The 26921-nt window shown below is 34.8% G+C and carries 22 protein-coding genes and 1 pseudogene; 7 read left to right on the plus strand and 16 right to left on the minus strand.

Annotated elements, in window-relative coordinates:
* Positions 1–368: 368 nt before the first annotated feature.
* From JZO69_RS11110 to JZO69_RS11120, 3 genes are all read right to left on the minus strand, one after another.
* The gene (locus tag JZO69_RS11110) at positions 369–4721 is read right to left on the minus strand and encodes an Ig-like domain-containing protein (RefSeq protein ID WP_207112939.1); all 4353 of its coding nucleotides are present in this window, start codon (positions 4719–4721) and stop codon (positions 369–371) included.
* 413 nt (positions 4722–5134) lie between these two features.
* Entirely contained in the window at positions 5135–5620 is a 486-nt protein-coding gene (locus tag JZO69_RS11115) for a nucleoside deaminase (RefSeq protein ID WP_207112940.1), read from the minus strand.
* A gap of 127 nt (positions 5621–5747) precedes the next feature.
* Entirely contained in the window at positions 5748–7829 is a 2082-nt protein-coding gene (locus JZO69_RS11120; protein WP_207112941.1) for a DNA topoisomerase III, read from the minus strand.
* A gap of 188 nt (positions 7830–8017) precedes the next feature.
* Between JZO69_RS11120 and JZO69_RS11125 the strand changes: the two genes are divergently transcribed.
* Complete coding sequence (locus tag JZO69_RS11125) at positions 8018–8731, plus strand: DsbA family oxidoreductase (protein WP_207112942.1); 714 nt, start codon at positions 8018–8020, stop codon at positions 8729–8731.
* Between the two features lie 99 nt (positions 8732–8830).
* The gene (locus JZO69_RS11130) at positions 8831–9022 is read left to right on the plus strand and encodes a helix-turn-helix transcriptional regulator (RefSeq protein ID WP_242586737.1); all 192 of its coding nucleotides are present in this window, start codon (positions 8831–8833) and stop codon (positions 9020–9022) included.
* Positions 9023–9325: 303 nt separating this feature from the next.
* On the opposite strand, the gene JZO69_RS11135 is transcribed toward JZO69_RS11130, so the two are convergent.
* Positions 9326–9691 (minus strand): DUF1033 family protein, encoded by a 366-nt coding sequence (locus JZO69_RS11135; protein ID WP_207112943.1) that lies wholly within the window; start codon positions 9689–9691, stop codon positions 9326–9328.
* Positions 9692–9915: 224 nt separating this feature from the next.
* On the opposite strand from JZO69_RS11135, the gene JZO69_RS11140 reads away from it, so the two are divergent.
* A complete protein-coding gene (locus JZO69_RS11140; protein ID WP_207112944.1) occupies positions 9916–10308 on the plus strand; it encodes a hypothetical protein in 393 nt (130 codons plus the stop codon).
* 66 nt (positions 10309–10374) lie between these two features.
* Here JZO69_RS11140 and mnmA read toward each other — a convergent pair whose 3' ends face one another.
* The 5 genes from mnmA to JZO69_RS11165 form a co-directional block, all read right to left on the minus strand.
* Positions 10375–11499, minus strand: coding sequence for a tRNA 2-thiouridine(34) synthase MnmA (gene mnmA, locus JZO69_RS11145; protein ID WP_207112945.1), 1125 nt, complete (start codon positions 11497–11499; stop codon positions 10375–10377).
* Between the two features lie 203 nt (positions 11500–11702).
* The gene (locus JZO69_RS11150) at positions 11703–12044 is read right to left on the minus strand and encodes a DUF1831 domain-containing protein (protein ID WP_207112946.1); all 342 of its coding nucleotides are present in this window, start codon (positions 12042–12044) and stop codon (positions 11703–11705) included.
* Positions 12045–12126: 82 nt separating this feature from the next.
* Positions 12127–13272 (minus strand): aminotransferase class V-fold PLP-dependent enzyme, encoded by a 1146-nt coding sequence (locus tag JZO69_RS11155; protein ID WP_207112947.1) that lies wholly within the window; start codon positions 13270–13272, stop codon positions 12127–12129.
* Between the two features lie 83 nt (positions 13273–13355).
* The gene (gene rarD / locus JZO69_RS11160) at positions 13356–14252 is read right to left on the minus strand and encodes an EamA family transporter RarD (protein ID WP_207112948.1); all 897 of its coding nucleotides are present in this window, start codon (positions 14250–14252) and stop codon (positions 13356–13358) included.
* Between the two features lie 133 nt (positions 14253–14385).
* Positions 14386–15351 carry a ribose-phosphate diphosphokinase gene (locus JZO69_RS11165; RefSeq protein WP_207112949.1) on the minus strand — a complete coding sequence of 322 codons (966 nt, stop codon included), beginning with the start codon at positions 15349–15351 and terminating at the stop codon, positions 14386–14388.
* Between the two features lie 242 nt (positions 15352–15593).
* On the opposite strand from JZO69_RS11165, the gene JZO69_RS11170 reads away from it, so the two are divergent.
* The 4 genes from JZO69_RS11170 (at position 15594) to efaA (ending at position 19462) form a co-directional block, all read left to right on the plus strand.
* Positions 15594–16766, plus strand: coding sequence for a serine hydrolase domain-containing protein (locus JZO69_RS11170; RefSeq protein ID WP_207112950.1), 1173 nt, complete (start codon positions 15594–15596; stop codon positions 16764–16766).
* A 160-nt stretch (positions 16767–16926) separates the two neighbouring features.
* Positions 16927–17682, plus strand: a complete 756-nt coding sequence (locus JZO69_RS11175) for a metal ABC transporter ATP-binding protein (protein ID WP_207112951.1) — start codon at positions 16927–16929, stop codon at positions 17680–17682.
* Positions 17679–18536 (plus strand): metal ABC transporter permease, encoded by an 858-nt coding sequence (locus JZO69_RS11180; RefSeq protein WP_207112952.1) that lies wholly within the window; start codon positions 17679–17681, stop codon positions 18534–18536. The genes JZO69_RS11175 and JZO69_RS11180 overlap by 4 nt, the downstream gene beginning before the upstream one ends.
* The gene (gene efaA, locus JZO69_RS11185) at positions 18533–19462 is read left to right on the plus strand and encodes an Mn/Fe ABC transporter substrate-binding lipoprotein EfaA (RefSeq protein ID WP_207112953.1); all 930 of its coding nucleotides are present in this window, start codon (positions 18533–18535) and stop codon (positions 19460–19462) included. Before JZO69_RS11180 ends, efaA begins: the two co-directional genes overlap by 4 nt.
* 46 nt (positions 19463–19508) lie before the next feature.
* On the opposite strand, the pseudogene JZO69_RS11190 reads toward efaA, so the two are convergent.
* From JZO69_RS11190 to JZO69_RS11220, 7 genes and pseudogenes are all read right to left on the minus strand, one after another.
* A pseudogene (locus JZO69_RS11190) lies at positions 19509–21047 on the minus strand (ABC-F family ATP-binding cassette domain-containing protein).
* Positions 21048–21575: 528 nt separating this feature from the next.
* Positions 21576–22043, minus strand: coding sequence for an NUDIX hydrolase (locus JZO69_RS11195; RefSeq protein ID WP_207112954.1), 468 nt, complete (start codon positions 22041–22043; stop codon positions 21576–21578).
* 123 nt (positions 22044–22166) lie between these two features.
* The gene (locus JZO69_RS11200) at positions 22167–23369 is read right to left on the minus strand and encodes an amidohydrolase (protein WP_207112955.1); all 1203 of its coding nucleotides are present in this window, start codon (positions 23367–23369) and stop codon (positions 22167–22169) included.
* Positions 23370–23384: 15 nt separating this feature from the next.
* The gene (locus tag JZO69_RS11205) at positions 23385–24218 is read right to left on the minus strand and encodes a MetQ/NlpA family ABC transporter substrate-binding protein (protein WP_207112956.1); all 834 of its coding nucleotides are present in this window, start codon (positions 24216–24218) and stop codon (positions 23385–23387) included.
* Positions 24219–24242: 24 nt separating this feature from the next.
* Entirely contained in the window at positions 24243–24923 is a 681-nt protein-coding gene (locus JZO69_RS11210) for a methionine ABC transporter permease (RefSeq protein WP_207112957.1), read from the minus strand.
* A 26-nt stretch (positions 24924–24949) separates the two neighbouring features.
* A complete protein-coding gene (locus JZO69_RS11215) occupies positions 24950–26020 on the minus strand; it encodes a methionine ABC transporter ATP-binding protein (RefSeq protein WP_207112958.1) in 1071 nt (356 codons plus the stop codon).
* Complete coding sequence (locus tag JZO69_RS11220) at positions 26017–26865, minus strand: MetQ/NlpA family ABC transporter substrate-binding protein (protein ID WP_207112959.1); 849 nt, start codon at positions 26863–26865, stop codon at positions 26017–26019. The genes JZO69_RS11215 and JZO69_RS11220 overlap by 4 nt, the downstream gene beginning before the upstream one ends.
* Positions 26866–26921: the final 56 nt, after the last annotated feature.

Raw genomic sequence — 26921 nt, forward strand, 5'->3', positions numbered from 1 at the left:
TTTCTGCCTTTTTTTCATTAAAATATTCCTTTGTTCTTGTGGAAAAATAAAAAAGTGGTTTTAGAGAGTAACATGGGTTACACATCGATATCAGTTGGAAAGCATTTTAATTGGACTAATTTACTTTTGAGCATTGATTTCAGTCATTAATTCATCTTAATAATAGGAATAACCTATCTTTGAAATACTATGTAGGTATTGAAAATACATATCACTTTTCAAGAATAATAAAAAACAGAGAGAATTAATACTTTCCATTATTTTTCTCCCTGTTTTTTATCTTTGTCTAACGAACACGTCAACTTCATCACGGCACTATTCAATTATTTTAAATTGAAGTGTTTGTTTTCCCTCATTGTTTACATCTTTTATTTATAAGCATTTATGTCTAATTCTTGTCCTTTTTGCAGAACAGTTACTTTAAATTCATACGTTGTTCCGACTTTTTCAAATGTTTTATCGATGTAAAACCGGATCAATTTATCTTTTGGTTGATCTGAATTATACATAGTACGGAATGGTTGATTTGGTTTCTTTGGTTCCTTCGTTCCTTTAAATTGATGAAACCATGTACCTGCTCCATTTTGGATCGAGAATTTTTCAGATTGTCCATTTGGTGATTCCAACACAACTGTTTTATCTGCACCTTCAGGTAATGCCATTTCAAAAACATCTATGTCTGTATCTGTATTGATTTTTCCTTTGACTAGTTCGCCTTCTTTAATTTTCGTTGCTGTTTCTCCCGTATCTCCGTGGTCATCCCCTTCTTCTAACGATTCTCCTTCACTTAAAACTCGAACTGTAAATTCATACATTTTTCCTGCTGAAACTAAACGTCTATCTACATAAAAACGTACGGTGTTGTCTGACGGATTTTTCGAAAAATAAGTGGTTCTATACATCCCTTTGACGATTCCAGCTTCTGCTCCCGTATATGGGCCATACCAAGAATAGCCTAATTTAACAGTCCATTCTGGTACATACCCATTTGGGGATTCTAAAACAATCGTTTGATTCTTTTCTGATTTTATGTTCATTTCAAAAACATCTATATCACCTGAGCTATTGATTTTTCCTTTGACTAGTTCGCCAGCTTTAATTTTCGTTGCTGTTTCACCTGTATCTCCGTGGTCATCCACTTCTTCTAACGATTCTCCTTCACTTAAAACTCGAACTGTAAATTCATACATTTTTCCTGCTGAAACTAAACGTTTATCTACATAAAAACGTACGGTGTTGTCTGACGGATTTTTCGAAAAATAAGTGGTTCTATACATCCCTTTGACGATTCCAGATTTTACTCCCGTATATGGGCCATACCAAGAAGAGCCTAATTTGACAGTCCATTCTGGTACATACCCATTTGGGGATTCTAAAATGATCGTTTGATTCTTTTCTGATTTTATATTCATTTCAAAAACATCTATATCACTTAAGCTATTGATTCTTCCTTTAACTAGTTCGCCTTCTTTAATTTTCGTTGCTGTTTCACCTGTATCTCCGTGGTCGTCCACTTCTTCTAACGATTCTCCTTCACTTAAAACTCGAACTGTAAATTCATACATTTTTCCTGCTGAAACTAAACGTTTATCTACATAAAAACGTACGGCGTTGTCTGACGGATTTTGGGAAAAATAGGTGGTTCTATACATCCCTTTGGCAATTCCAGCTTCTGCTCCCGTATATGGACCAAACCAGAAAGAGCCTACTTTAACAGTCCATTCTGGTACATACCCATTTGGGGATTCTAAAACGATCGTTTGATTCTTTTCTGATTTTATGTTCATTTCAAAAACATCTATATCACTTGAGCTATTGATTTTTCCTTTGACTAGTTCGCCGGCTTTAATTTTCGTTGCTGTTTCGCCTGTATCTCCGTGGTCGTCTATCTCTAATTCTTGTCCTTTTTGTAGGACAGTTACTTTAAATTCATACGTTGTTCCGACTTTTTCAAATGTTTTATCGATGTAAAACCGGATCAATTTATCTTTTGGTTGATCTGAATTATACATAGTACGGAATGGTTGATTTGGTTTCTTTGGTTCCTTCGTTCCTTTAAATTGATGAAACCATGTACCTGCACCATTTTGGATCGAGAATTTTTCAGATTGTCCATTTGGTGATTCCAACACAACTGTTTTATCCGCACCTTCAGGTAATGCCATTTCAAAAACATCTATGTCTGTATCTGTATTGATTTTTCCTTTAACTAGTTCACCTTCTTTAATTTTCGTTGCTGTTTCTCCCGTATCTCCGTGGTCATCCCCTTCTTCTAACGATTCTCCTTCACTTAAAACTCGAACTGTAAATTCATACATTTTTCCTGCTGAAACTAAACGTTTATCTACATAAAAACGTACGGTGTTGTCTGACGGATTTTTCGAAAAATAAGTGGTTCTATACATCCCTTTGACGATTCCAGCTTCTACTCCCGTATATGGGCCATACCAGGAAGAGCCTAATTTGACAGTCCATTCTGGTACATACCCATTTGGGGATTCTAAAACGATCGTTTGATTCTTTTCTGATTTTATGTTCATTTCAAAAACATCTATATCACCTGAGCTATTGATTTTTCCTTTGACTAGTTCGCCGGCTTTAATTTTCGTTGCTGTTTCACCTGTATCTCCGTGGTCGTCAACTTCTTCTTCAATTACATTAACAACACTTTTCACTTCTTTATTTCCATCAATAGTTTTTACAATTATAGTCGCTTTACCTGCTGATATTCCTGTTACTTCTCCATCTTTTGAAACAGTTACAATCTCTGGATTAGAACTGCTCCATGCAACCAGTTTATTGGTTGCATTCTCTGGATTAATTGTCGCTTTCAACTGCTTCGTTTCTTTAGTTTTCAATTGAATATTACTAGGTTCAACAGTCACACCAATGACTGAAACATACTTAGGTATAACAGTGATTTCTGCAGTCGCTATCTTATTTCCCACTTCAGTCTTTGCAGTAATCGTTACTTTTCCAGCCGCTTTTGCTGTAACTTCTCCTGTCTCAGATATAGTTGCAATATCTTTATTTGAACTACTCCAACTAATTTTTTTGTTGACTGCGTTTTCGGGTGTTACTATAGCGTCTAATTTTTTTACATCTCCAACAGTCAGTTCCGCAGTCTCGGGTGAAATGTTGATAGTCATTTCTTCATGGCTATCTCTAGTGTAAGCATTAGCCCATAGGTTATAGCGTCTGTCCATTCCCCAAAGACTTCCATCAGATACACTGAGCCAATGCCTCTTACCATTTTCGTTCATATTACTATAAAATGAACGACCAGCATCTAAATGTGGTGTTTGTCCCTTAGTTACATCTTTCACTTGCTGCAGCGGAATATTCATTGTTGATACATCTTGTGGATAGGTATATTTTATTATAATTGAATATTCCGTATTCGGATCTATCATTACTTCTTTTGTTTTAAGTAATTCATAACCTGGTTCATCCTTGGTCCCTGAAGCAATTTTTTCTAAACCGTCAAACCCTGAAAATGTTTTATTTTTTTCGATTGCTTTACCCAGATAATAAATTTCATAATTTATATGCGATTGATTTGTTAGAATTGAAACTGCTTCTAATGATTCTGCCTTTTTAGAAGTTGTAAAAGTATTACCTAGATAAATATCTTTAGATTGAGAGTCCAAATTAATATAAGAATATTGCTCCCCATTTATATAACTGTTTACATGATCATACGTTTCTTTTGTTGTGTCAGCTGCAATATTTTCTGCTGCCAAAAGGTACGCATCTTCATAGCTCATATAAAAATAACCCTTATCATGATTTTGTGCTCCCCAAGAGTTTTTCATTTTAAAAGCACCATTATTTTTGGGTTTCTTTACAAAGTTTTCTTTATCATAATTGTCATCCCAACCAACAATGATAATTCCATGGTTAGCAGTCAGCCAATCACCATTGGTTGAAATTAAGTTTGCTTTAGCATCTTCAACAGGTACATAAGTAGAATTTGTCTTATGACTATAGTATTTAGAATCATGGCTATACTTAGTGTCATAATAAAAAGTTGCCGCACCATATGTGTAAATTAATGATTTGATATCTTCAACTTTTTTTTCTTTCTTTTCTTGTGATTCCGTTTGATAACTTACTCCAGGTACTTTAACCACTTTCTCAATACTCATTGGTAATTTTTCTTTTGTTTGGTTATAAAAATCACTTGATACCATTGACTGGTTTACTTCACGTATTTTAGGTGTTGGAAATATTGTTTCGGTCGTCCCTAAATTGTTCAATGCACCTTGAGTAAATATACTGTTTGCATTTCCGCCTCCATCCAAGGTTCTCCCGATGTGATGTGGATTTAATATATCTGAAAAACTATTTTTTGAGAAATAATAATTAAAATAGTTTGGCGAAATATAATACTCTTCACCAAATTCCTTTTTTGCTGAAATAGCTATTGTATCTGTTCCAGAATAAGCCCAACATAAGCCTAATTCGCCTTGATCCTTCATGACAGTTTCAAAATTTCCATTGCTGAAATCAAATTTTTCAGGAAATAGTTGTCTTTTTTTCTTGAATAACTCAGTCTCAGGAATATCCCTCGGTATTTCTACTTTAATTCCTGAATCTGGCTCCGAAGGAAAATATTCAACCTCCTTAGGTAAATCTACTGCATACCCACCTACCGAAAAAACAGATAGAAATGTCATACCTCCCAGCAAAGCTACCAACGCCTTAAAACATTTTTTCATAAATTATAAATCTCCTTTTTTATTTTACTGTGAATGTTAAACGATCCACGTAAAATTAATATATCATATAAAAATATATTTCGAAACAAAATATGATATATACAAGATATAATATAGATATAAAATTATAATTAGTACTAAAAATATCGACAATATGTATATAAACAAGGTTGGATACCTCTAATAAATAATAAAAACAAACATAATACGACTTTCTCTTTCACTAAGTTAACTATTGAAAATAAGTACTCAAACACTTCAGCTTGCATATCTTGAATCCTGTTTAATTGAATCTCTATCTTTTTATCAAAAAAAAGACTAGGGAATAACTCTACGAGTTACACCCCAGTCAAAAGGAATCTGAATATATAAATAGAAATCAAGTATATATTTAACGACTTGATTGCATTAAATTAAATAAATGTATCCTGAAAATAATTTATATAAATCGGCATTGCAATTTCTCGTAATACACCTTTAGCAACTTCAGGTCTATTTGGACTTTTTTGAAAAATTTCTTCGCTCCCAATCATGATATTAAAGCCTGCGATTTCAGCTAATTCATCATGACCTAAACTATAAACCATCCTACCTAGACTACTCCAAACCATCGCTCCAGCACACATACAACATGGTTCACAACTTGTATACAGTGTATAGTCAGACAAGTCTGATATTTTTTGGCTAGAACAAAAATCACGAATAATGCCTAATTCTGCATGATAAGTAGGGTCACTTTCTGTATGGATTTGGTTTTCACCAGTTAGAACAACTTTATTATCTTTTACAAGTAATGCGCCAAAGGGTTCATTTTCATTTTTAGCAGCATCTTTGGCAAGTTCTAGTGCTTGTTTCATGAATTTTTCGTCTAATTGTTCTTGTTCTTTACTAATTCCCATATTTCCCACTCTTTTCTGATTAGTATTTTGTTTAAATTATAGCATGAAAGTAAGTGGTTTCATGCTAACTTATAAATAAAAACACCAATCACCCAGCTTCTTGGTGACCAGTGTCCATAGTTAAAAATCAGTCTCGTTTCATCGCCGCTTTCAATGCTTGTGCTAAGGCACTTTCTTCGGGTTCTTCTTTTTGCGAATATTTTTTCATCAATTTGCGTTCTTCATGTTTTGTTAATTTTTTACTACGCTCTTTTTTGTCTTGCATTTTTTCAGTGATCGAGCAATATTTACATTTGAAATATGAACCATTTTTGCCATCAATGATTTCCATTTTTCGGTGGCATTGAGAACAACGGTGATTGGATACTTTCGGGTCTTTTCTCCGACGGTAACTACAATCTTTATTAGAACAAACATAGATTTTACCGTCTTTGGTATTTTTCTCACGTAAGTTTGATCCACAATCTGGACATTTCTTTTGTGTGATTGAAAAATCTTGATATTTGCTTTCGCTTTGTTTGATTTCGTTGACTAATTTTTTCGTATCTTGTTCAATTTCTTTTAGAAAAACCGTGCTGCTTTGTTTGCCTTTGGCGATTGCTTCCAACGTTTTTTCCCATTTTTCTGTTAATTCAGGTGTTACTAATGATGGATTGACCAACTCAAGTAATTGTTTGCCTTTTGGTGAGACACTTAACCCGTTAGTCGTGCGCTCCATTAATTCTGATTTGATTAGTTTTTCAATGATTTCTGCACGTGTAGCAGGTGTGCCTAAGCTATGTTTTTCCATTAAACCTAGCAATGTTCCTTCGGTCAATGGTTTTGGTGGTGCGGTTAGTTCTTTGTTGATAGTGAAATTTGGTGGAATGATCATGCCTAATTTCCAGTCAACACTTGGTGCTACTTCTTCTTTTTCTTGTTTCCAGCCAGCAACTTCGACTTTACTTTGGCGGAAAATAAATTGTTCTTTGCCAAAGCTTACAGTTACTTTTGTTTGTTTTGTACGATGAGATTCAGCAAACATCCCTAAGAAACGAGTAACGATCATATTGTAGATTTTTTGTTCATCACCACTTAATTTTTCGTAACGTGGGCGTTGTTCCGTTGGGATCAAAGCATGGTGATCGGTTACTTTTTCGTTTTGGAAGACTTTGGTCAGCTTGACTTGTCCTCCGTTTTTGATATACGTTTTGACTTCTGGCGCGAAATCACTGATTGCTTGTAATCTTTCTTTCATCGTTGCTTTCATATCAGTAGTTAAGTATTTACTATCTGTTCTTGGATAGGTTACGATTTTATGGAATTCATAGAGACTTTGAACCAAAGATAACGTTTTCTTAGCTGAAAATTGGTAACGTTGATTGGCTTCTCTTTGAATTTCTGTTAAATCATAAGGCAGAGGTGCTTGTTCCGTTTTACTTTTTTCTTGAATGTCGGTTACTTTACCTTTGCCCTCACTTAGTTTTTTCACAAAAGCTTCTACAGCATTACGCTCTTTAAATGCATATGGATTGCTTTGAACCAGTTTGGCCTTTTCTTTTTGAACTTGTAAATCCACTGAAAAATAAGCTTGTGGTCTAAAGCTTTCGATTTTCTTTTCTTGTTGACGGACTAATGACAATGTTGGAGTTTGCACTCGCCCAGCAGATAGACTATCTTGATATTTCACCGTTAACGCTCTAGTAACGTTCAAACCGACTAGCCAGTCAGCTTTTGCACGAGCCAATGCTGAATAATATAAATTGTCATATTCTTTGGCCGGTCTTAATTTTTTAAAGCCATCTTTAATTGCTTTATCTGTTTGAGAAGAGATCCATAAGCGTTTGACTGGCTTGTTAAAATGAACATATTCTAAGATCCAACGAGCAACTAGCTCTCCTTCACGTCCAGCATCTGTTGCGATGACCGCTTCTGTAACGTCTTTTCTATTTGCTAATTGTTTGATTGCTTTTAATTGATGACCAGTTTTTGGTAATGGTTTGATTCCTAGGTTTTTCGGTACCATCGGCAAAGTTTCCATCTGCCATGATTGCCATTCTTTGTTGATATCTTCTGGCATTTTTAATCCCAACAAGTGTCCTAATGCCCAGGTTACGATCACATTTGGTCCTTCATAATAGCTTTTATTTTTTTGATTTGCGCCTAGCACTTTACTTAAATCTTTGGCAACACTAGGTTTTTCAGCAATAATCAGTTGTTTGTTTGCCATTTATTCCACTCGCTTTCTATACTTCCTTATGTAAATTGAATTGTTTTAAAAAATGTCAATAAGTTGATTTTACCACATTCTCACCATTCTTCACCTCTTTTATTTGAAGCATTTTTATTGAAATGTAAAAGAAAGAGCTTTATACTTACTATTTGTAAGTATAAAATACTACCTAGCAAGGAGAAACCATGATTACTATTGAATTTTTTCACGATGTTATCTGCAGTTTTTGTTTTCCGATGTCTTATCGAATGAGACAAGTTCAAAAAGAATTGCCTGAAATAAACATTATTCACCGCTCTTTCGCGTTAGCTAGAGATGAAGAGGATCATATTCAAATGTTTGGTTCTAGAGAAAATGCGAAAAATGAAATCTTATCTCATTGGGTTCATGCGAATCAAAATGACGATCTTCACCGTTTTAACATTGAAGGCATGAAAAAAGCCGACTTTCCTTTTCCAACATCAATGAATGGCTTACTTGCAGCAAAAGCCGCTGGTGTAGTTGCAGGTGAAACTGGTTATTGGGAGCTCTTTGATGCTTTACAAGAAGCATTATTCGTTCATAGTCAAAATATTGATGAGCCTTCTGTCGTTGAATCAGTTGTCAAAAACAGCTCTATTGATTTTCAAGAATGGCAACAAGCCTTCAATAATCCGGCAACTTTAGCATTGGTAGAAGATGATTTTCGAGTGGCAAATGCTTATCAGCTCAGTGGAGTACCAGCCTTAATCGTAAATGGAAAATATCTGATCAATGGCGCACAGCCTTTGGAACAAATTCTCCAAGCACTTCAAACAATTAAAGAAAAAGAAGAACCCATTATTGAAGTGCTTGAAAATAGCGATTCAGAAAATGGCTCTTGCAATATGGAAGATGGTAAATGGGTTTGTAAGGACTAATACAGCTAGACAAAAAAAGCGAGTGAACATTAAAAAATGTTTGCTTGCTTTTTTCAAAAAAATGTAAAGATATCTTTACCTAAATAGGAGATTATCATTATGACAGTCCATAAAATACGCGAAAGCAAAAAGATTCCCCAAATTCAAATGGCCACTGAATTAGGTGTTTCTAGACAAACAATGAATGCGATTGAGAAAACGAAGTATAATCCAAGCTTAGAATTATCTTTAAAAATAGCAAAATATTTTGATATGCATGTAGAAGAAATTTTTAAATTAGAGGAGGAATAACGAGCCCGGATAAACGGTGAGAAAAAAATCATTTTAGATTCTTTGGTTTATACCATGATTACCATTTTGATTTTACACCTAATTCAATTGGTGTTAGGAATCGTAGCTAATCTTAGCCCTTATAAATTTCATTACCGACCTATCATTTCCAGTGGTATTCCCTTCAACAGTGTGATAAGTAACTCACCTGTACATTTTGAAGCTATCATTTTCGATTGTCTTGTTTTTTCATTTATTTACTTTCTTAAAAAAAGAAAATATAGGGATTAAGGAATAAGCATTTTATTCCTTAGTCTCTATATTTTATACAAGACTACTCTTACAACATTTTGGTTTCACACAATCATTATGGCGTTCATGAAAATCATCGCCGCTTTCAAAGGTAACTGCTTGAAGATCTTTCAGCAACGCTAGTCCTTTATATTGTTGCAGATCCTCATCACATTCGTCACACCAACGTTCATCCCCTTCAGTCCAAAAAGCAGCTAGATAATTGACTTTTGTATTTATGTATTCATAGGTTGAAGAGAGTTCTTGCCATTTTTTTATGTAGTAACGTTCTGCGTCTTCTAAACAATCAAATGTTTTATTTTCTTCGATATCTTCTTGCCAGTCTTCAAAAAACCACCAAGGCTCATTATCGCCGTACATGGTAACAACTTGGTACATTGATCGATCACTCCAATTCTTTATACAAGAGCTATTCTAGTCACTTAGTATAAAACTTTCAACTTAACTGCTTGTGAAATAGTTTTTGTTTAAACGTTCATTATTTTTATTTTACCATAACTCCTATGTAACAAAAGAAGAAAATTGATTTTCTATTTATTTCATTGCGTATAGAAAAGGCATTTGCTAAAATATGGAAAGAACAGAAAGGATCGTTTGTTATTATGAAAAAACCTGTATTTTGGAACTCAATTGCTATTTATTTACTCTTATATAATAATATTTTGCTCATTATTTCATTGATCATGGCGTTAAAAGCTGTGGTTGAAGGAAACGGAACATTTGGATCGGATGTTTGGTATCAGATTTTTGTTTTCCTTATTTATATCATTGTGATTGCTGGGTTAATGACAGGTGGAAAAAAAGGGTATCTATTATCAATACTCTTCATTCCATTTATTTTTATCATATACTTTTATCCGCCGATGATGGTTAGCATGTTTCCTAAAATGATTATGTTGGCTTTTCGTGTGGTTGAGTTGGTTTCAACGGTTTATCTCGTTGTTTCACCAGAATCAAGAGCTTATTTCCGTAACTGTAATCAAAAAAACGAGTAGGAAAATATCCTACTCGTTTTTATTTTAGAATTATTGAACCAAAACTAACTCCTAGCTCAAGTTTTTTTAGATATATTGCAATACTTTTTCTTCTTGATACGCTTGGTCGATTAAACCGCCGCCAAGACATTCCATGCCGTCATAAAATACAACCGCTTGTCCCGGAGTGATTGCACGAACTGGTTCTGAAAAAATCACCTTGGCTTTTGTGCCATCATCAGTTAAGATAACTTTGACTGGTATATCATCTTGACGATAGCGGAATTTCGCCGTACATTCAAATTCTTTTGGCATTGGTGTATCAACAGTAAAATGAATCTCACTTGCATCTAAATGTGTAGCATATAATTGTTCATGATGGAAACCTTGTCCAACATATAATGTATTCGTTGTTAAATCTTTACCTATTACAAACCAAGGTTCTTGCGAGCCTTTGCCGCCGCCGATACCTAAGCCTTGACGTTGGCCGATGGTATAATACATCAAACCATCATGTTGTCCTTTGATCTCACCATCTAACGTTACCATATTCCCCTTTTTGGCAGGTAAATAGTTGCTTAAAAATTGTTTAAAGTTCTTTTCTCCAATAAAACAGATACCCGTTGAGTCTTTCTTCTTAGCTGTTGCTAAATCAGCTCTTTCGGCAATTGCTCGAACTTCTGGTTTTTCCATACCACCTAAAGGAAACATCGTTTTTGCTAATTGTGCTTGGGATAATTGACTTAAAAAATAAGTTTGATCTTTATTATTATCGATACCACGCAACATGCGTACTGTGCCGTCTTCTTTTCGTTCTACTTGAGCATAATGCCCTGTTGCGACATAATCAGCACCTAATTGCATTGCATAGTCTAAAAAGGCTTTAAATTTGATTTCTTTGTTACACATCACATCAGGATTAGGCGTGCGACCTGCGCGATATTCGGCAAGGAAATACTCGAATACACGATCCCAATATTCTTTTTCAAAATTTACCGAATAATAAGGAATCCCTATTTGATCGGCAACTTTTGCTACGTCTTTGTAGTCTTCGGTGGCTGTACACACACCATTCTCATCCGTGTCATCCCAATTTTTCATAAAGATACCCACGACATCATAGCCTTGCTCTTTTAAAAGCAACGCCGTAACAGAAGAATCTACACCTCCGCTCATGCCTACAACGACACGAGTTTTGCTGTTATCTGTCATTTGATCACCATCATTTCAATTTAGATTCTGAACTCATCTACGATTTGAAGGTCGTAACTTTTCAGTGATACTTATTATACTAGTATTTTGGAAGAAGTAAAGGTATTAAGAGACAACAACTTCTTTCTTAGCATAATTTTTCTTTATTTTGACTATAAAAAAATAAGACTCGATCTTTTTCGATCTTGTCTTATTTTCAATGGTTATGCTTTCTCTAAAACACCACGACTAATCATCCCATCCATCAAGAAATAGAACTTTTCTTGACTCATTGCATGAGATTCGCTTTTAAAGATGTTCATTGATTTCAATCCGTTAGCGGTTGTAACAGACATTTTCAGTGTTTTCAAATCTTCAGCAATCGTAATTTTTAATTTAAAGCCTTCTTTACTTTGGGGTGTTGCATCCAATGGACGGATCAATTGAAAGTTACCAGAATTTGTTTCAGTGAAGCCGTTATCTTTTAATGTGTATTTTTTGGCTTGCTCATTTACTTTATAAAATACTGTACAACCTTCTACTGTTGCTTTTTCTTTAAATGCCATTTTTCCACCTCTTTATTTATTGTCTCTTTTATTATAGTAGTTACGCTTTCTTTTTACTAGTTATAATCCTACTTTTCTTAAATTACTGCTTAATTTTTTGGATTATTTCAATCAAGATCGTCACAAATCTTTGGATTTGTTCATCATCATTACCTAAACCAAAACTGATTCTGACTGATTCTTTAATAGCTGGATGATTCTTGTCATACATTGCTTCTAAAACATGAGAAGGTTCTACCGTTCCTGCCGTACAAGCTGAACCTGTTGATATTGCAACACCTTGAAGATCTAAGTGCATCAATAATAAGTCACTTGCGACGCCTAGAAATCGTAAATTTAGAATATGTGCCAGCTTATTTTCAGGATTGCCATTGATCTGATAATCAATCTGAGCTTTATCTAATTGCGTTAAAATAATCCGTTCAAAATTAGCGTATTTTTCATGTCGCTTTTCTTTTTCACTGTCAGTTAAAAGCTCAACTGCTTTGCCCATCCCTGCAATACCAGCTAGATTTTCCGTTCCCGCTCGGCGTTTTTCTTCCTGTTCTCCGCCATGTAAAAATGCTGGCAAAGAAATCCTATCATTTTTGAATAAGAAACCGACACCCTTTGGCCCATTGATTTTATGAGCAGAAATACTTAGTAAATCAATTCCCAATTCATGAGGCAAAATACGCTCAGAACCATACGCTTGCACAGCATCTGTATGAAAAACTGCTGGATGCGATTCTAGCAATGCTCCGATTTCTTTAATTGGAAGTAAATTACCGATTTCATTATTACCATACATTACAGAAACCAATGTCGTATCTTCTCGTAAGGCCTTTTCAAGATCTTTAATTGCCAATTCTCCATGCTTATCAACTGGCAGATAAGTTACTTCAAACCCTAATCCTTCCAAATACTTCATTGTTTCCAAAACAGCTGGATGTTCGATTGCAGTTGTGATCAGATGCATTCCTTGATCTTTTCTAGAAAGTGCCGTTTCAATGATTGCTGTATTATCACCTTCAGTACCACCGCTATTAAAGATGATCTCATGAGGGTTCACTTTGAGACTTGCTGCAATCACTTGGCGGATATCTTCTAACGTACGATGTGCTTTTCTACCAAATGTGTGGATACTAGACGGATTACCAAACGTATTGGCCAATTCACTGGTCATTATCTCAATAACTGCTGGATGTGCTGGTGTTGTTGCTGCGTGATCTAAATAAATGGGTTCCACTGAACTCGTCCTTTCTGAATCCTTTTTAATGGGATTAGTTTAACATAACTAGAAATGTTCCTCAAAGATTGATTCTTTGTTTCTTACTTGGAAAACCTTTTTTCCTTGCGATACGTATAAATATTGCCATACGTAAAAACAGCTATACCTGCCCAAATAAAACCAAATGCAATAAATTGATCTGCTGAATATGGTTCATGATATAAAAATAGTGCAGATATCAACATTAATGTTGGTCCCACATATTGAATGAATCCTAGAATAATATAAGAAATTTGTTTTGCTGCTTGAGCAAAAAGTAATAACGGAATCGCTGTAACGATACCTGCTCCCATCAACAATAAATTAGTTGATACTTCATAATTCATAAAACCTTGTCGTGAAAAGAATACCAGATAAATCAGAGCAACTGGAAAAATGACAAATGTCTCAATTGTCAAACCAGTATATGAACTTACAGTCACACCTTTTTTGATCAAGCCATAAAAACTAAACGTCACAGCCATAACTAACGGTGCAATAGGAATTTCTCCTGTTTGGATCGTTAATAATATTACACCTGCCAGGGCTAGTCCACAAGCAATCATTCCTGAACGACTCAATTTTTCTTTCAAAATCAATGTTGCTAACAATACATTCACGAGAGGATTCATGTAATAACCTAAACTAGCCTGGGTAACATGTCCTTGACTCACTGTATAAATAAACGTAAACCAATTCACAGAAATCAATATAGCGGCACAAATAATAGCAAATAGTTTTTTCTTATCTTGTATGACAGTTTTGACCTCCGCCAGAAATAACGACCATCTTTTAGTAACTAAAATATAAACAATCATAAATAAAAATGACCAGACAATTCGATAACATAAGATATCTAGTGGATCAACTGTTGGTAACAACTTCCAATAAATTGGAATAATACCCCAAAATACATAAGCAATAAATCCTAATAAAATGCCTTTTTTCTGTTCTTTCATATGTTTAACCCCTTTCTTTTACTCATATTATTTTTAATAAGTATGTTTTAATCATTTAAAGAAAAATACTAAAAAGAAGTCCAGTCTAAAGCACTAGCTGAACTTCTTTCTTGATTTAAACAGATTATGATTATTATTTTTCTTCTAAACGAAACAACGGACTCATCGGTGTGTTTTCATGGATTCGTTTTACCGCTTCACCCATCAACTCAGCACAAGAAACAATATTTAGTGCTTCTGGCTTGCGATCATCAGAAATAAAGACTGAATCAGTTACACAAATTTGTTCAATCGGAGATTCATCTAAAGTCGCCTTAGCTCCTTTTGAAAGTAAACCATGAGACGCACATGCATAAATACTTTTTGCACCATTTTCTTTTAAAATTTCTGCAGCTGTAGCCAATGTTCCACCTGTATTTAAAATATCATCTACTAAAATACAAGTCTTCCCTTTAACTTCACCAATGACATAACCCGAACGTACACCATCAACTTCGTCTTGATCAACAATCGCTAATGTTGCATCTAGATATTCAGATAAGCTTCTTGCTCGCTGCACACCACTATTTTTAGGTGAGACTACAACGATATCTTCTCCAACTAATTGTTGCTTACGATAATTATGAGCAAAAAGTGGCATCGTGAATAAATTATCTACAGGAATATCAAAGAAGCCTTGAACTTGAACTGTATGTAAGTCAAGTGTTAATACGCGTGTTGCGCCTGCTTCTTCTAATAAATTAGCAACTAATTTTGCAGTGATCGGTTCTCTTGGTTTGGCTGTTCGATCTTGTCTGGCATACCCATAATAAGGTAATACCACATTGATTGTTTTGGCGCTTGCTCGTTTTAATGCATCAATCATGATCAACAATTCCATTAAATTATCATTCACTGGAAGGTTGGTCGATTGAACAAGAAAAACATGGTCCCCGCGAATACTCTCTTCAATATTGATTTGAATCTCTCCATCACTAAATTGGCGCACCGTACTTTTTCCCAGTTCAGTCCCGACAACTTTAGCAATTTTCTCTGCTAAAGGGCGATTGGCATTCAAACTAAAGATTCGTAATGTTTTATCCTTGTATTTTTGGGTCATGATTTCCTCCGTGTTCTAGATATTTTCTTTTCTTATACTTGAAAACTTCATTTTCTATTTTAACATTGATTCATTAAAAAATCATGGATCTTTTTCTTTCTTGTGACAAATGTTTGAAATTCTAACGACTTTTAATAGAAAAAAATGTGCGCTTACAAAATTGTTCGTGAAATCCATTAAGATCAGCTTGATTTTCGATAGCTGGTGAGTAAAAATGGAAATTAAATAGGAGGTGACCGATTATGCATCACAGGAAACACCATAAAAAAAGTAATCCTTGGATACCCGCAGTAGTTATTTTACTTTTGATCATTCTTGTCGGATTGGAATCATATCTGTTATTTTTTTATGATCATGCAAGTCCTGTTACTAAAGAAACAGCCCAATCAAAAATCGAAACACCAGCTCTTACACATGATGCACAACAAGCAGACAATTTTAATCAAGAAGTCTCTCCTTCTTCTGATTTGGCTAAACAAATAAACCAAAAACTAGAAGATAAACGGTTTATCGGAACTGCTTTAGTGATACAAAATGGACAAATCATTCTACAAAAAGGCTTTGGTTATGCAAATTTTGCTAAAAGTCAGCCAAATACTTATCAGTCACTTTTTCAAATCGGCTCCATTCAAAAAGCTTTGACAGCCGCACTTGTGCTACAGCAAGTTCAAGCTCAAAAGCTTTCACTAGATGATACATTGAATCGTTTTTACCCAAGTGTTCAAGACAGTCAAAAAATAACGATCCGGCAATTACTTTCAATGAATTCAGGATTATATCAAAAAATTAAACCTAATATTATGATGTCTGACGATGCTTTTCTTCAATTTGCGATCTCTAATGCAACAATGAGTACTTATGGTCAATATAAATATGATGCAATCAACTACTATCTTTTAGTTGGGATTTTAGAACAATTAACAGGAACATCTTATTGCACCTTATTTAATCAGACCTTTATTCAAAAACTACATTTAAATCATACTTTATTTTATAGTGATTTCTTAAACTCAAATGAAAGAACATACGCATATGAAAGAGTCGAAGGTAAAGATTATGGTTCAGAAATTGCCGATAAACCATTGCTTTTCAAACAAGAAATTGGCACTGGTAGCATTGGCATGACTGTTGGTGATCTATACGTATTTTTCTCAACACTTTTATCAGGAAACATCGTTGACAAAGACACACTCAATTCACTATGGACACCTGAAACACAAGAAAATTATACTGGTGGTATTTATAATTATAAAAACTATATTCGCGGTCATGGAGTCGAAGAAGGTTTTGAACCAAATGCTTATATTTCAAAAGATAAACAAAATGCAGTGATCTTATTTACAAATCAAAATCCTAAAAATCAAACGTATACGGCGCTTGGTAAAGAAATATTTGATTTGTTAGGTTCCTATTAAAATTAAATAATTACAGCATAAAAGGCTAAGATATAACTCTAATAGTTGTATCTCAGCCTATTTCTTTGCATATTTTTAGGTAACCCTAAAAAATGGATTGATTTTAATTTTATTTTATCATATACTAATTTTAAGGCAAACCTAAAAAGGAGGTTTTTTCATGTCTATAAATAATAATACTCTTACAATCAAACAGTTAACTGTTAGTTATCAAGGCCACAAAGCCTTAGACGATATCTCTCTACAAATACCTGCAGGAAAAATCACTGGTATCATCGGTCCTAACGGTGCAGGAAAATCCACATTTCTAAAAGGACTGCTAGGATTAATCAAAACAGATTCCAGAACTGTTTTGGCTGGTGAACAATCGATCGATACTCAAAAGAAACGCATCGCTTATGTAGAACAACGCAGTGCATTAGACCTTTCTTTTCCGATTAATGTTATGGAAGTCGTTCTTTTAGGGACCTACCCAAAATTAGGACTTATGAAACGCCCTAAAAAAGAGGAAAAAGAACAAGCATTAACAGCACTTAAAACGGTTCAGCTAGAAGAATTTGCCAAACGTCAAATTGGTGAATTATCTGGCGGGCAACTACAGCGAGTATTTATCGCTCGGGTTCTTGCCCAAGAAGCGGATATTATCATTTTAGATGAACCTTTCGTAGGCATCGACATGACCAGTGAAAAAGTGATTATGGATATTCTAAAACAACTAAAAGAAGCTGGAAAAACAATTTTGATCGTTCATCATGATCTGCACAAAGTTGCTCATTACTTTGATGATGTGATCATCCTAAAGAAACAATTGATTGCTTGTGGTCCTGTTTCAACAACATTTACGAACAAAAATATTCAATTAGCTTATGGTGAAACAATGGGTGACATCATTATTAAAGGAGTGGCTGACGCATGATTGCAAATTTTATTGATGGTTTGATTCGGTACCAGTTTTTACAAAACGCTTTGATTACTTCGATCATTGTTGGTTTGGTTTCAGGAATCATTGGCTCATTTATCGTTTTACGGGGAATGTCTTTGATGGGAGATGCGATTTCACATGCAGTCTTGCCTGGCGTGGCAGCTTCTTATATGTTTGGTGTCAATTATATCTTTGGTGCTTCGATATTTGGTATCTTGGCAGCCTTATTGATCGGCTTTATTACACAAAAAAGTCAGTTAAAAAATGATACTGCCATCGGTGTCGTTTTCAGTTCATTTTTCGCTTTAGGAATCATTATGATCTCATTTGCAAAAAGCTCGACCGACCTTTATCACATTCTCTTTGGAAATGTTCTAGCTGTTCGTGACTCTGATATTTTGATTACTGCAATCGTTGGAATCATTGTTTTGATTTTTGTTGGTCTTTTTTATAAAGAATTACAAATTACCTCTTTTGATCCAACAATGGCACAAGCTTATGGGCTTAATGTTCAATTTTTCCATTATGCTTTGATGTTCTTACTAACTTTAGTTGCTGTTTCATCTTTACAAACCGTTGGAACGATTTTAGTGATTGCAATGTTGATCACCCCAGCAGCTACTGCTTACTTGCTGACGAATCACTTACCTACAATGATTACCTTAGCTTCCCTTTTTGGAATATTAAGTTCGATCATTGGATTATTCTTTAGCTATTCTTATAACTTAGCGTCAGGCGCTACAATTGTTTTAACTGCTGCAGCCTTTTTCATTTTAGCATTTCTATTTTCACCTAAAAAAGGACTATTTTTTGTCAATAAACAGAAAACGGAGGAACCTACATTATGAGAAAAAAAATACTTGTTATCACAGCTTTAGCTAGTTTATTTCTGCTAGCTGCCTGCCAATCAAAATCAGAAAACAGCGCAGACAAAGATAAAATCAATGTCGTCGCTACCAACTCGATTCTTGCCGATATGGTCGATAATGTTGGGAAAAATTTAGTCAACTTACACAGCATTGTCCCAGTTGGCACCGATCCACATGAGTATGAACCTTTACCAGAAGATGTTGCCAAAGCGTCAGAAGCAGATGTTTTATTCTTCAATGGATTGAATTTAGAAACTGGCGGAAATGGCTGGTTCAGTAAGTTGATGGAAACTGCCAAGAAAAAAGAAGATCAAGATTACTTCTCCGTAAGTAAAAAAGTTGAACCAATGTACTTAACAAGTGCCGGTCAAGAAAATGAACAAGATCCTCACGCATGGCTAGACATTCAAAATGGGATCATGTATGTAGAATCTATCAGAGATACTTTAAGTGAAAAAGATCCAAAAAACAAAGAAACTTATGAAAAAAATGCAAAAGAATATATCGAAAAGCTTGCTGCTTTAGACAAAGAAGCCAAAGAAAAATTTGCAGATATTCCAGAAAACAAAAAACTCTTAGTTACTAGTGAAGGTGCCTTTAAATATTTCTCTAAAGCTTATGGATTAACCGCTGCTTACATCTGGGAAATCAATACAGAAAGTCAAGGAACACCTGATCAAATGAAACAAATTATTGATCAGATTCACAAAACAAAAGTTCCAGCACTATTCGTTGAAACAAGTGTAGATAAACGTAGCATGGAAAGAGTCTCAAAAGAAACTAATTTACCAATTTATAGCACAATTTTTACTGATTCTATTGCTAAAAAAGGTGAAGATGGCGATAGTTATTATGCCATGATGAAATGGAATTTAGATAAGATCCACGATGGATTGATGAAATAAATAAAAAACAGCTTCTGACATTTTAAATAATGCCAGAAGCTGTTTTTTATTTTATCATTTCTTCAATATTGATCACGCGATCTGTAATATCTACATAAAATTCTTCTTCATGAGAAACGATCACAATCGTCCCTTGAAATTGTTGAATGGCTTGACGTAAACTCTCTTTTGCCGCTACATCGATATGATTCGTTGGTTCATCTAAGAAAATAATATTACTAGAATCCATTGTTAGTTCACAAAGCTTCACCTTCGTCTGCTCTCCTCCACTCAATAAACGTAACTGTTGATTCACTAATTTATCAGGTAATCCGCATTTCGCCAAATAAGTTCGGATTTCTTTAACTGTTTTTTTCGGGAAACAGTTGCTTAAATAGGCTAATGGCGTCAAATAATCATTTTCCCAAGTTAAGTCTTGAGAAAAATAGGCTATTTTAGTGTTTGCTGGATATTGATATTCACCACTGATTGGTTTGATTTTACCTGTTAACGTTTTGATCAATGTAGATTTTCCGATTCCATTAAAGCCTTTGATTGCGACTTTTTCGCCAGTATGAACGGATTAATTGATCGGAGCTAATAATGGTTCAGTGTAACCAATCACTAATTCATCTGTGATCAACGCCAAACTTGCAACAATTGGTTGATACGGAAATTGAATCTGTGGTTTCATCAAGCTACCTGGCGGCGCCATGCGTTCCACTCGGTCTAATTGCTTTTGACGACTTTTTGCCATCGTTGCGCGATTTCCTGCTTTGTACTTACGGATATATGCTTCGGCCTTTTCGATTTTTGCTTGTTGGGCGTGGTATTGTTTTAAGTAACTTTCTTTGTTTTGTTCTTTTTGAGCGAAAGATTTTTCCACATTTCCTGTATAACGTGTCAATTTCCCAAATTCAATATCACAAATGCAATTGGTCACAGCGTTTAAGAAGTGGTAATCGTGAGAAACTAAAATAAACGTGCCGCTAAAACTGTTCAAATAATTGATCAACCATTGAATATGTGTATCATCTAAATAGTTTGTTGGTTCATCTAGTAGTAAAACATCAGGTTCTTCTAAAAGAAGTTTGGCTAAAATCACTTTAGATCGTTGTCCGCCGCTCAATTCATTCATTGCTCGATCTAATCCAATTGCTTCAATTCCTAAACCATTAGCAAGATCATTAATGATCGTATCAATTTGATAAAAATCACTTTCATCTAGCTGTGTTTGTAAGTTTCCTGCTCGTTCTAATAATTTTTCTTCACCAGTCTCACCAAATTCCGTGTATAAATCATTGATTTTTTCTTCGATTTCATAAAGTGGTTTGTAGGCTTGATGTAAGAACTCGCTGATCGTACTGTTACCAACCACTTCCACATACTGATCTAGATAACCAATTTTCGTATTATTTTGCCAAGTGATCGTCCCATCATCTGCTAATATTTCTCCTGTCAAAATCTTAACTAAGGTTGATTTTCCTACACCGTTTTGACCTGTTAATCCCATATGATCTCCCTTATTGACCCGAAGAGATGCATCTTCATAAAGAATTTTTTCACCAAAACGCTGGGTTAGGTGTTCGATTGTTAGTAAACTCATATTTCTTCCTCTTTTCTATTTGTTTCATTGTTTGTAAATTGTATTAAGTACTTGTTTGTCTGTTCAGTAACTTAAGTTGCTCCAGACATCGAATTTCGTACGTTTTATTAGAAAGGCTTTCTTTTTCAAAACAAAAAACAAGTGATCAAATAGGCTCTCCTATCTTATCCCTTGTTTTATCAACAAAGGACAACGCACGAAACACGTTGTCCTTTAATCAGCGTTATAAAATCATGATCATCGTCAAAAGCAACACTAAATAAGACTATCGCTTAGTCTCAAAAATTCAGTATTTATTTAGACGATGAAGCATTCATTTTATTAGGCTCCACAACAATGCTTCATCACATTCATTTGTCGGGAGCTGCTTCTTTTCACAAATTTATCTGAAAGAAAAAACATTCTTAATCACCTTTCTTTACAAAAATAGTTTAACATAATTGTTTTGAAAAGCAAGAATATTGAGGATGGAACAGAAGTGTTTATTCGTAGTTAGTGTGTGAAACAAACGTGCTTTTTACCTTTGTCTCACACACTTTTTTCAACGATATGTTGTATTGTTTTACTTGTATCTTTGGTCAGCTCTTTTAAAAATGCTGGTCTTATATCCGCTTGAGGAAGTTGTTCAAAAGATAACCAATGCAATTGTTCCTGCTCATCAAATTCATTATGCGAATGGCACGAAACTGCGTTGTTTTGAAGTTCTACATAATAATAAAATGAAATTTCGTGATAGACTTCTCCGGTTAACTCAGATGTAAAAAAATTTTCATGAATAAAACCTAACGTCTTCTCTCCAATCTGACTACCTGTTTCTTCTAAAACTTCTCTTTCAATAGCATCATCCAGCGCTTCATGCATTTTTACTCGACCACCGACAGAATAAAAGTATGGTTCTTTTGAATTAGACACTACTAATAGCCCTAAGTCACTAATAATAATCGCACCTACACGATAATTGAATCTGCCTTTTTTTGTTTGAAATGTACAATCCATTTTTCCAACTCCTTATCTGTATCCTTTTTTTTATTATAAATGACCTTTCTCCTCTTACCAAATGGAAATCAAAAAGTATAATTATTAAAGTCCACTACACTTCGATAATTATACTTTTATAAATTACGATTCAATTGAATTTAAATACGTCAGGGCATAACGCACATGAAATTCTGTTGCCAACGCCAATCCAGCTTCATCAATATCAAATTTTTCATGGTGATGACCGTATTGCGTGTCCGGATTATCTAAATTTCTAGTGCCAACTCGACCATAAACACCAGGTGCCTTAAGTAAGAAATCTGCAAAATCATCTGCACCCAAACTCTTAGTATAATCTGTGACGACATTTTCACTTCCAACAATTTCTGCGGCTACTTTTTGAGCCAATTCTGTTGCCGTATCATCATTGATCAGCGGACCTGCCGCATCATGAATATGAAATGAGGCAATTTTAGTGCGATGAGCTTCAGCAATTTGCCGGGAAATTTCTTCTACACGCTTTAAAACAAAGGCCCGCGTTTCATGACTGAATGCTCGAACTGTTCCTTCGATTCTTGCATGGTTAGCTACGATGTTATATCTGGTTCCAGCATCAAGTACACCGATTCCAACGACAACAGGATCTAGAGGACTGACTTCTCGTGCTGCTATTTTCTGCAACTCAACCACAATACTTGCCGCCGCTAAAACCGCATCCCGTCCGACATTGGGCTGAGCTACATGACTGCTCAATCCTTCAACTTCAATTTTAAAGATATCACAAGATGCATTTGTTGCGCCTTTCGTTGCTACTAACTTGCCGATGGGTACATTTGAATCTAAATGAATGCCAAAAACCTGATCAATATTTTCTACAAAACCGCCGTCTACAAATTGACAAGCTCCAGCTCCGATTTCTTCTGCCGGTTGAAATGCTAATTTGATCGTACCAGCAAAATCAGCTTCGTGATTTTTTAAAACTTTAGCGGCTCCTAACAATGCTGCTGCATGTCCATCGTGTCCGCAAGCATGATTTAAACCTGGATGTTTAGATTGGTACTCTTTTCCCGTTGCATCTTCTAATTCCAAAGCATCGATATCTGCTCTTAAAATAATGTTTTTTCCCAATCCTTTTTTACCTTCGATAGTTGCTAAAACACCCGTTTCACCGACTTCTTCAAATGGGATTGCTAACTTATTCAACTCTTCTTTGATTCGTTTGATCGTTTCAAATTCTTTTAAACTAGCTTCGGGATATTGATGAAAATGACGTCTTAATGCAATCACGTCATCTGAATTTTGCTGAATTTCTTCTTGAATCGATTGTTTTGTTAATGTAGTCATTTTAGTAGCCTCCTTTTATTTTCTGCCAAATGTTTCCCAAGCTGGAACGCTTGAACCTTTTGATGTCTCTTCGATAACCTTTTTCGTTGCTTCTTGTTGATACGTGTCGACTACTTTATTGTATGTTTTATTCTCTTCATCAGCCTTACGAGCAACAATGATATTAACATAAGGTTTAGATGTTTCATCCACTGGTTCTAAGAAAATCGCATCTTTTGCTGGGACAAAACCAGCATCTACAGCCATTCCACTATTGATCACAGAAGCATCGATATCTTGAAGTGCTCTGGCTGTTTGGGATGCATCTAATTCTGTGATTTTTAAGTTTAATTTATTTTCTTTAACATCACTTACTGTTGGTGTTTGCTTCTTAGCTGGATCTACTTTGATCAGCCCAGCACTTTGTAAGAGTAACAACGCGCGTCCACCATTTGTTGCATCATTCGGTATTGCGATTTCAGCACCATTCTTCAGTTCTTTAACCTCTTTGATTTTAGACGAATAAATCCCTAATGGTGCGCTAACAGTATTACCGATGGAAACTAGGTCTGTTTTATGTTCTGCATTGTAGTTATCTAAAAAAATCTGATGCTGGAATGAATTTAAATCGATTTCTTTTTCAGCTAAAGCTGCATTTGGTTGTGTATAATCGGAAAATTCAACTAATTGAAGATCAATTCCATCATCTTTCAAACGTTCTTTAACCGATTCTAATACTTCATTATTGGCGCCAACTACTCCTAATTTTACGACTTCATTCTTTTCACTTTTAGCACTTCCAGCAGAACATCCAGCTAATACAAACCCAATTGTTAAGGCTAATCCGATAATTTTGATTGTTTTTTTCATTTTATATTTCCTCTTTTCGTTTTTTTAATGTGATGTTTTTTTGATCAATGTGTTACTAATAAACTGGCTAGCAAAAACTAAAACTAAGATAATCAAGGTTGCAACGATCGTTACATCTGTCTGAAATCGATTATAGCCTCTGGTAATCGCTAAGTTCCCTAAACCACCAGCACCAATTGCACCAGCCATTGCGGTTAATCCAATTAAGTTGATAATCGTAACAGACGAAACGCGAATAATACTTGGCAATCCTTCAACTAAATATACTCTAAAAATAATTCCTAATGGACTTGTTCCCATTGATTCAGCTGCCTCGATCACACCTGGATCAACTTCTAATAAGGCGTTCTCGATTTGACGTGCAAAAAATGGAATTACTCCTATCACCAGCGGCACTAAAGCAGCCGTTGTGCCAATCGTTGTTCCTGTTAAAAAACGAGTGATCGGCTGAATCAGCGCCAGCATGATGATAAAAGGAATGGATCTACAAACATTAATGATTTTTTCTAAAATATTGTAAATAATACTATTTTTTAAAATCCCTTCTGGTCCTACAGCAACCATAATAACGCCAAGCAATGTTCCAAGTATTCCAGCGATGATCGCTGTCCAAAAAACCATATAAAGTGTTTCAATCGTGCTATTTAAAAATTCCTGTTTTAATTGTAGAACATTTGGAAAATAATTTTGTAAAAATCCCTGCATTTATTCCACTCCTCTTCTTATTTTGTTTAGATAACATGTAATGGTACGACTATTTTATCTGGTTTGCTTATTTTTAAAACGTTTATTTTTACTCCTTGTTTTTGCAAAAAGTCTAAGGCTTTTTCTCGTTGATGTTCTTCTCCCGAAAGAATCACGATTAAATTACCGATTGGTACTTGCTGCAAAATTTCAACATTTCCATATAAGATATTCGTAACAACGTGATATTTGCTGTATAACTGAGCAATCAGAGGCTCACTTGTTTGTTCCCCTACATAAGAGATTTCTACTAACACTTCATTTCCACCTAAATCAGACAAACTAGGATGTTGAATAATTGTTTCTAACGCTTGATCGATATGTGTTGCCGTCCGAATAAAGTCCTTCGTCAAGGCTTCTTGCGGCTGACTGAAAATCGAAACAATATCATTTTGTTCGATTACCTGTCCATCTTCCATCACGGCTACTTTATTGCAAATTTCTTTAACGACCTGCATTTCATGAGTAATCAAAACAATGGTTAATCCTAGTTCTTTATTTAATTTCTTTAGTAAGTCCAAAATTTGGATGGTTGTTTTCGGATCTAATGCACTAGTTGCTTCATCACACAATAATATTTCTGGATCATTTGCTAACGCTCTGGCAATTGCAACTCGCTGCTTTTGACCACCTGATAATTGGCTTGGATAGGCATCTTTTTTATCTGAAAGACCTACAAGATCAAGCAGCTTTTCAATTTTTTCTCTTCTCTGTTCTTTTTTTAATCCAGAATATTTTAGTGAAAAATCGACATTCTCGAAAATTGAGCGTTCTTTCATTAAATTGAAGTGCTGGAAAATCATTCCAATTTTTTTACGCTGTGCTCTTAGTTCTTTTGAAGAAAAACCAAGAATATTTTTGTTGTTGATAATGACTTCACCTGATGTTGGTCGCTGTAGTAAATTAATGACTCTAACTAAAGTACTTTTTCCAGCGCCAGAATAACCCACGATGCCAAATACATCTTCTTTTTCAATCGTTATAGAAACATCCTTTACTGCATCGATTTGTTGTTTTTTTTGAAAAAAGGTGACATCTATATTTTTTAATTCAATCATTTTGGTTCCTCCTGTAATTCTTTTGGTATAAACCAGTAATTTCCTTGGTTATGTTCTTCTAAATATTTTTTGAATTCAACTGAGTGATAGGCTTTAACGACATCTTGCGCCCACTTGCTGTCTTTATTTTTTTCATCTACCGTTGCAACTAATTCATACTCTTTTAAGACATCTTCAGAAAGTAAACTGTCTTTAGGTTCGAGTTTTGCGCTGTAAACAATACTTCCTGGAATCACTGCATAATCCAAATCAGCTAGACTTCTAGGAATTTGAGCCGATGACATTTGTATAAGTTCTAAATTTTTCGGATTACTCTCAATATCTTCTTTAGTTGCTTTTACAGGATCGATTCCTGTTTTTAATTTGATCCAGCCCGCCTTTTGTAAAAGGTTGAAGGCTCGCGCCGTATTTGAAGCATCGTCTGGAATACCGATTTTATCTCCAGCTTTCACCTCAGCCAATTTACTGCTTTTCCCGGGAAATAGCCCTGCTGGAACAGTTGGAATCGGAGTGATACCAATTAAGTGAGTGCCTTTATTTTCATTAAAGTTATTTAGATAAGCTGTGTGTTGATCAACATTTAAATCAATGGCACCTTCAGTTAATGCTACATCTGCTTGGATCAATTCTGTAAATTCAGTTTGTTTTATTTGATAACCATTTTTTTCTAAAATAGGTTTGACTGCTTCTAAAAATAATTCGCTATAAGGACCAGGCGATGTTCCGACTCGAATAACTTTGGTTTCTTTACCTTTATCCGAGGCAGCCTTGTCATTGTTAGCACATGCTGCAATTCCAACAATTCCTGTTACTATCAACGCTATACTTAATAACTTTTTCTTCATAAACCATCCCTCCATTATCGTTATTTATAAAAAGAAAAAAGCGTCCTCAAATGTAT

It is taken from the genome of Candidatus Enterococcus ikei (assembly GCF_017316105.1).
Lineage (GTDB): Bacteria > Bacillota > Bacilli > Lactobacillales > Enterococcaceae > Enterococcus_L > Enterococcus_L ikei.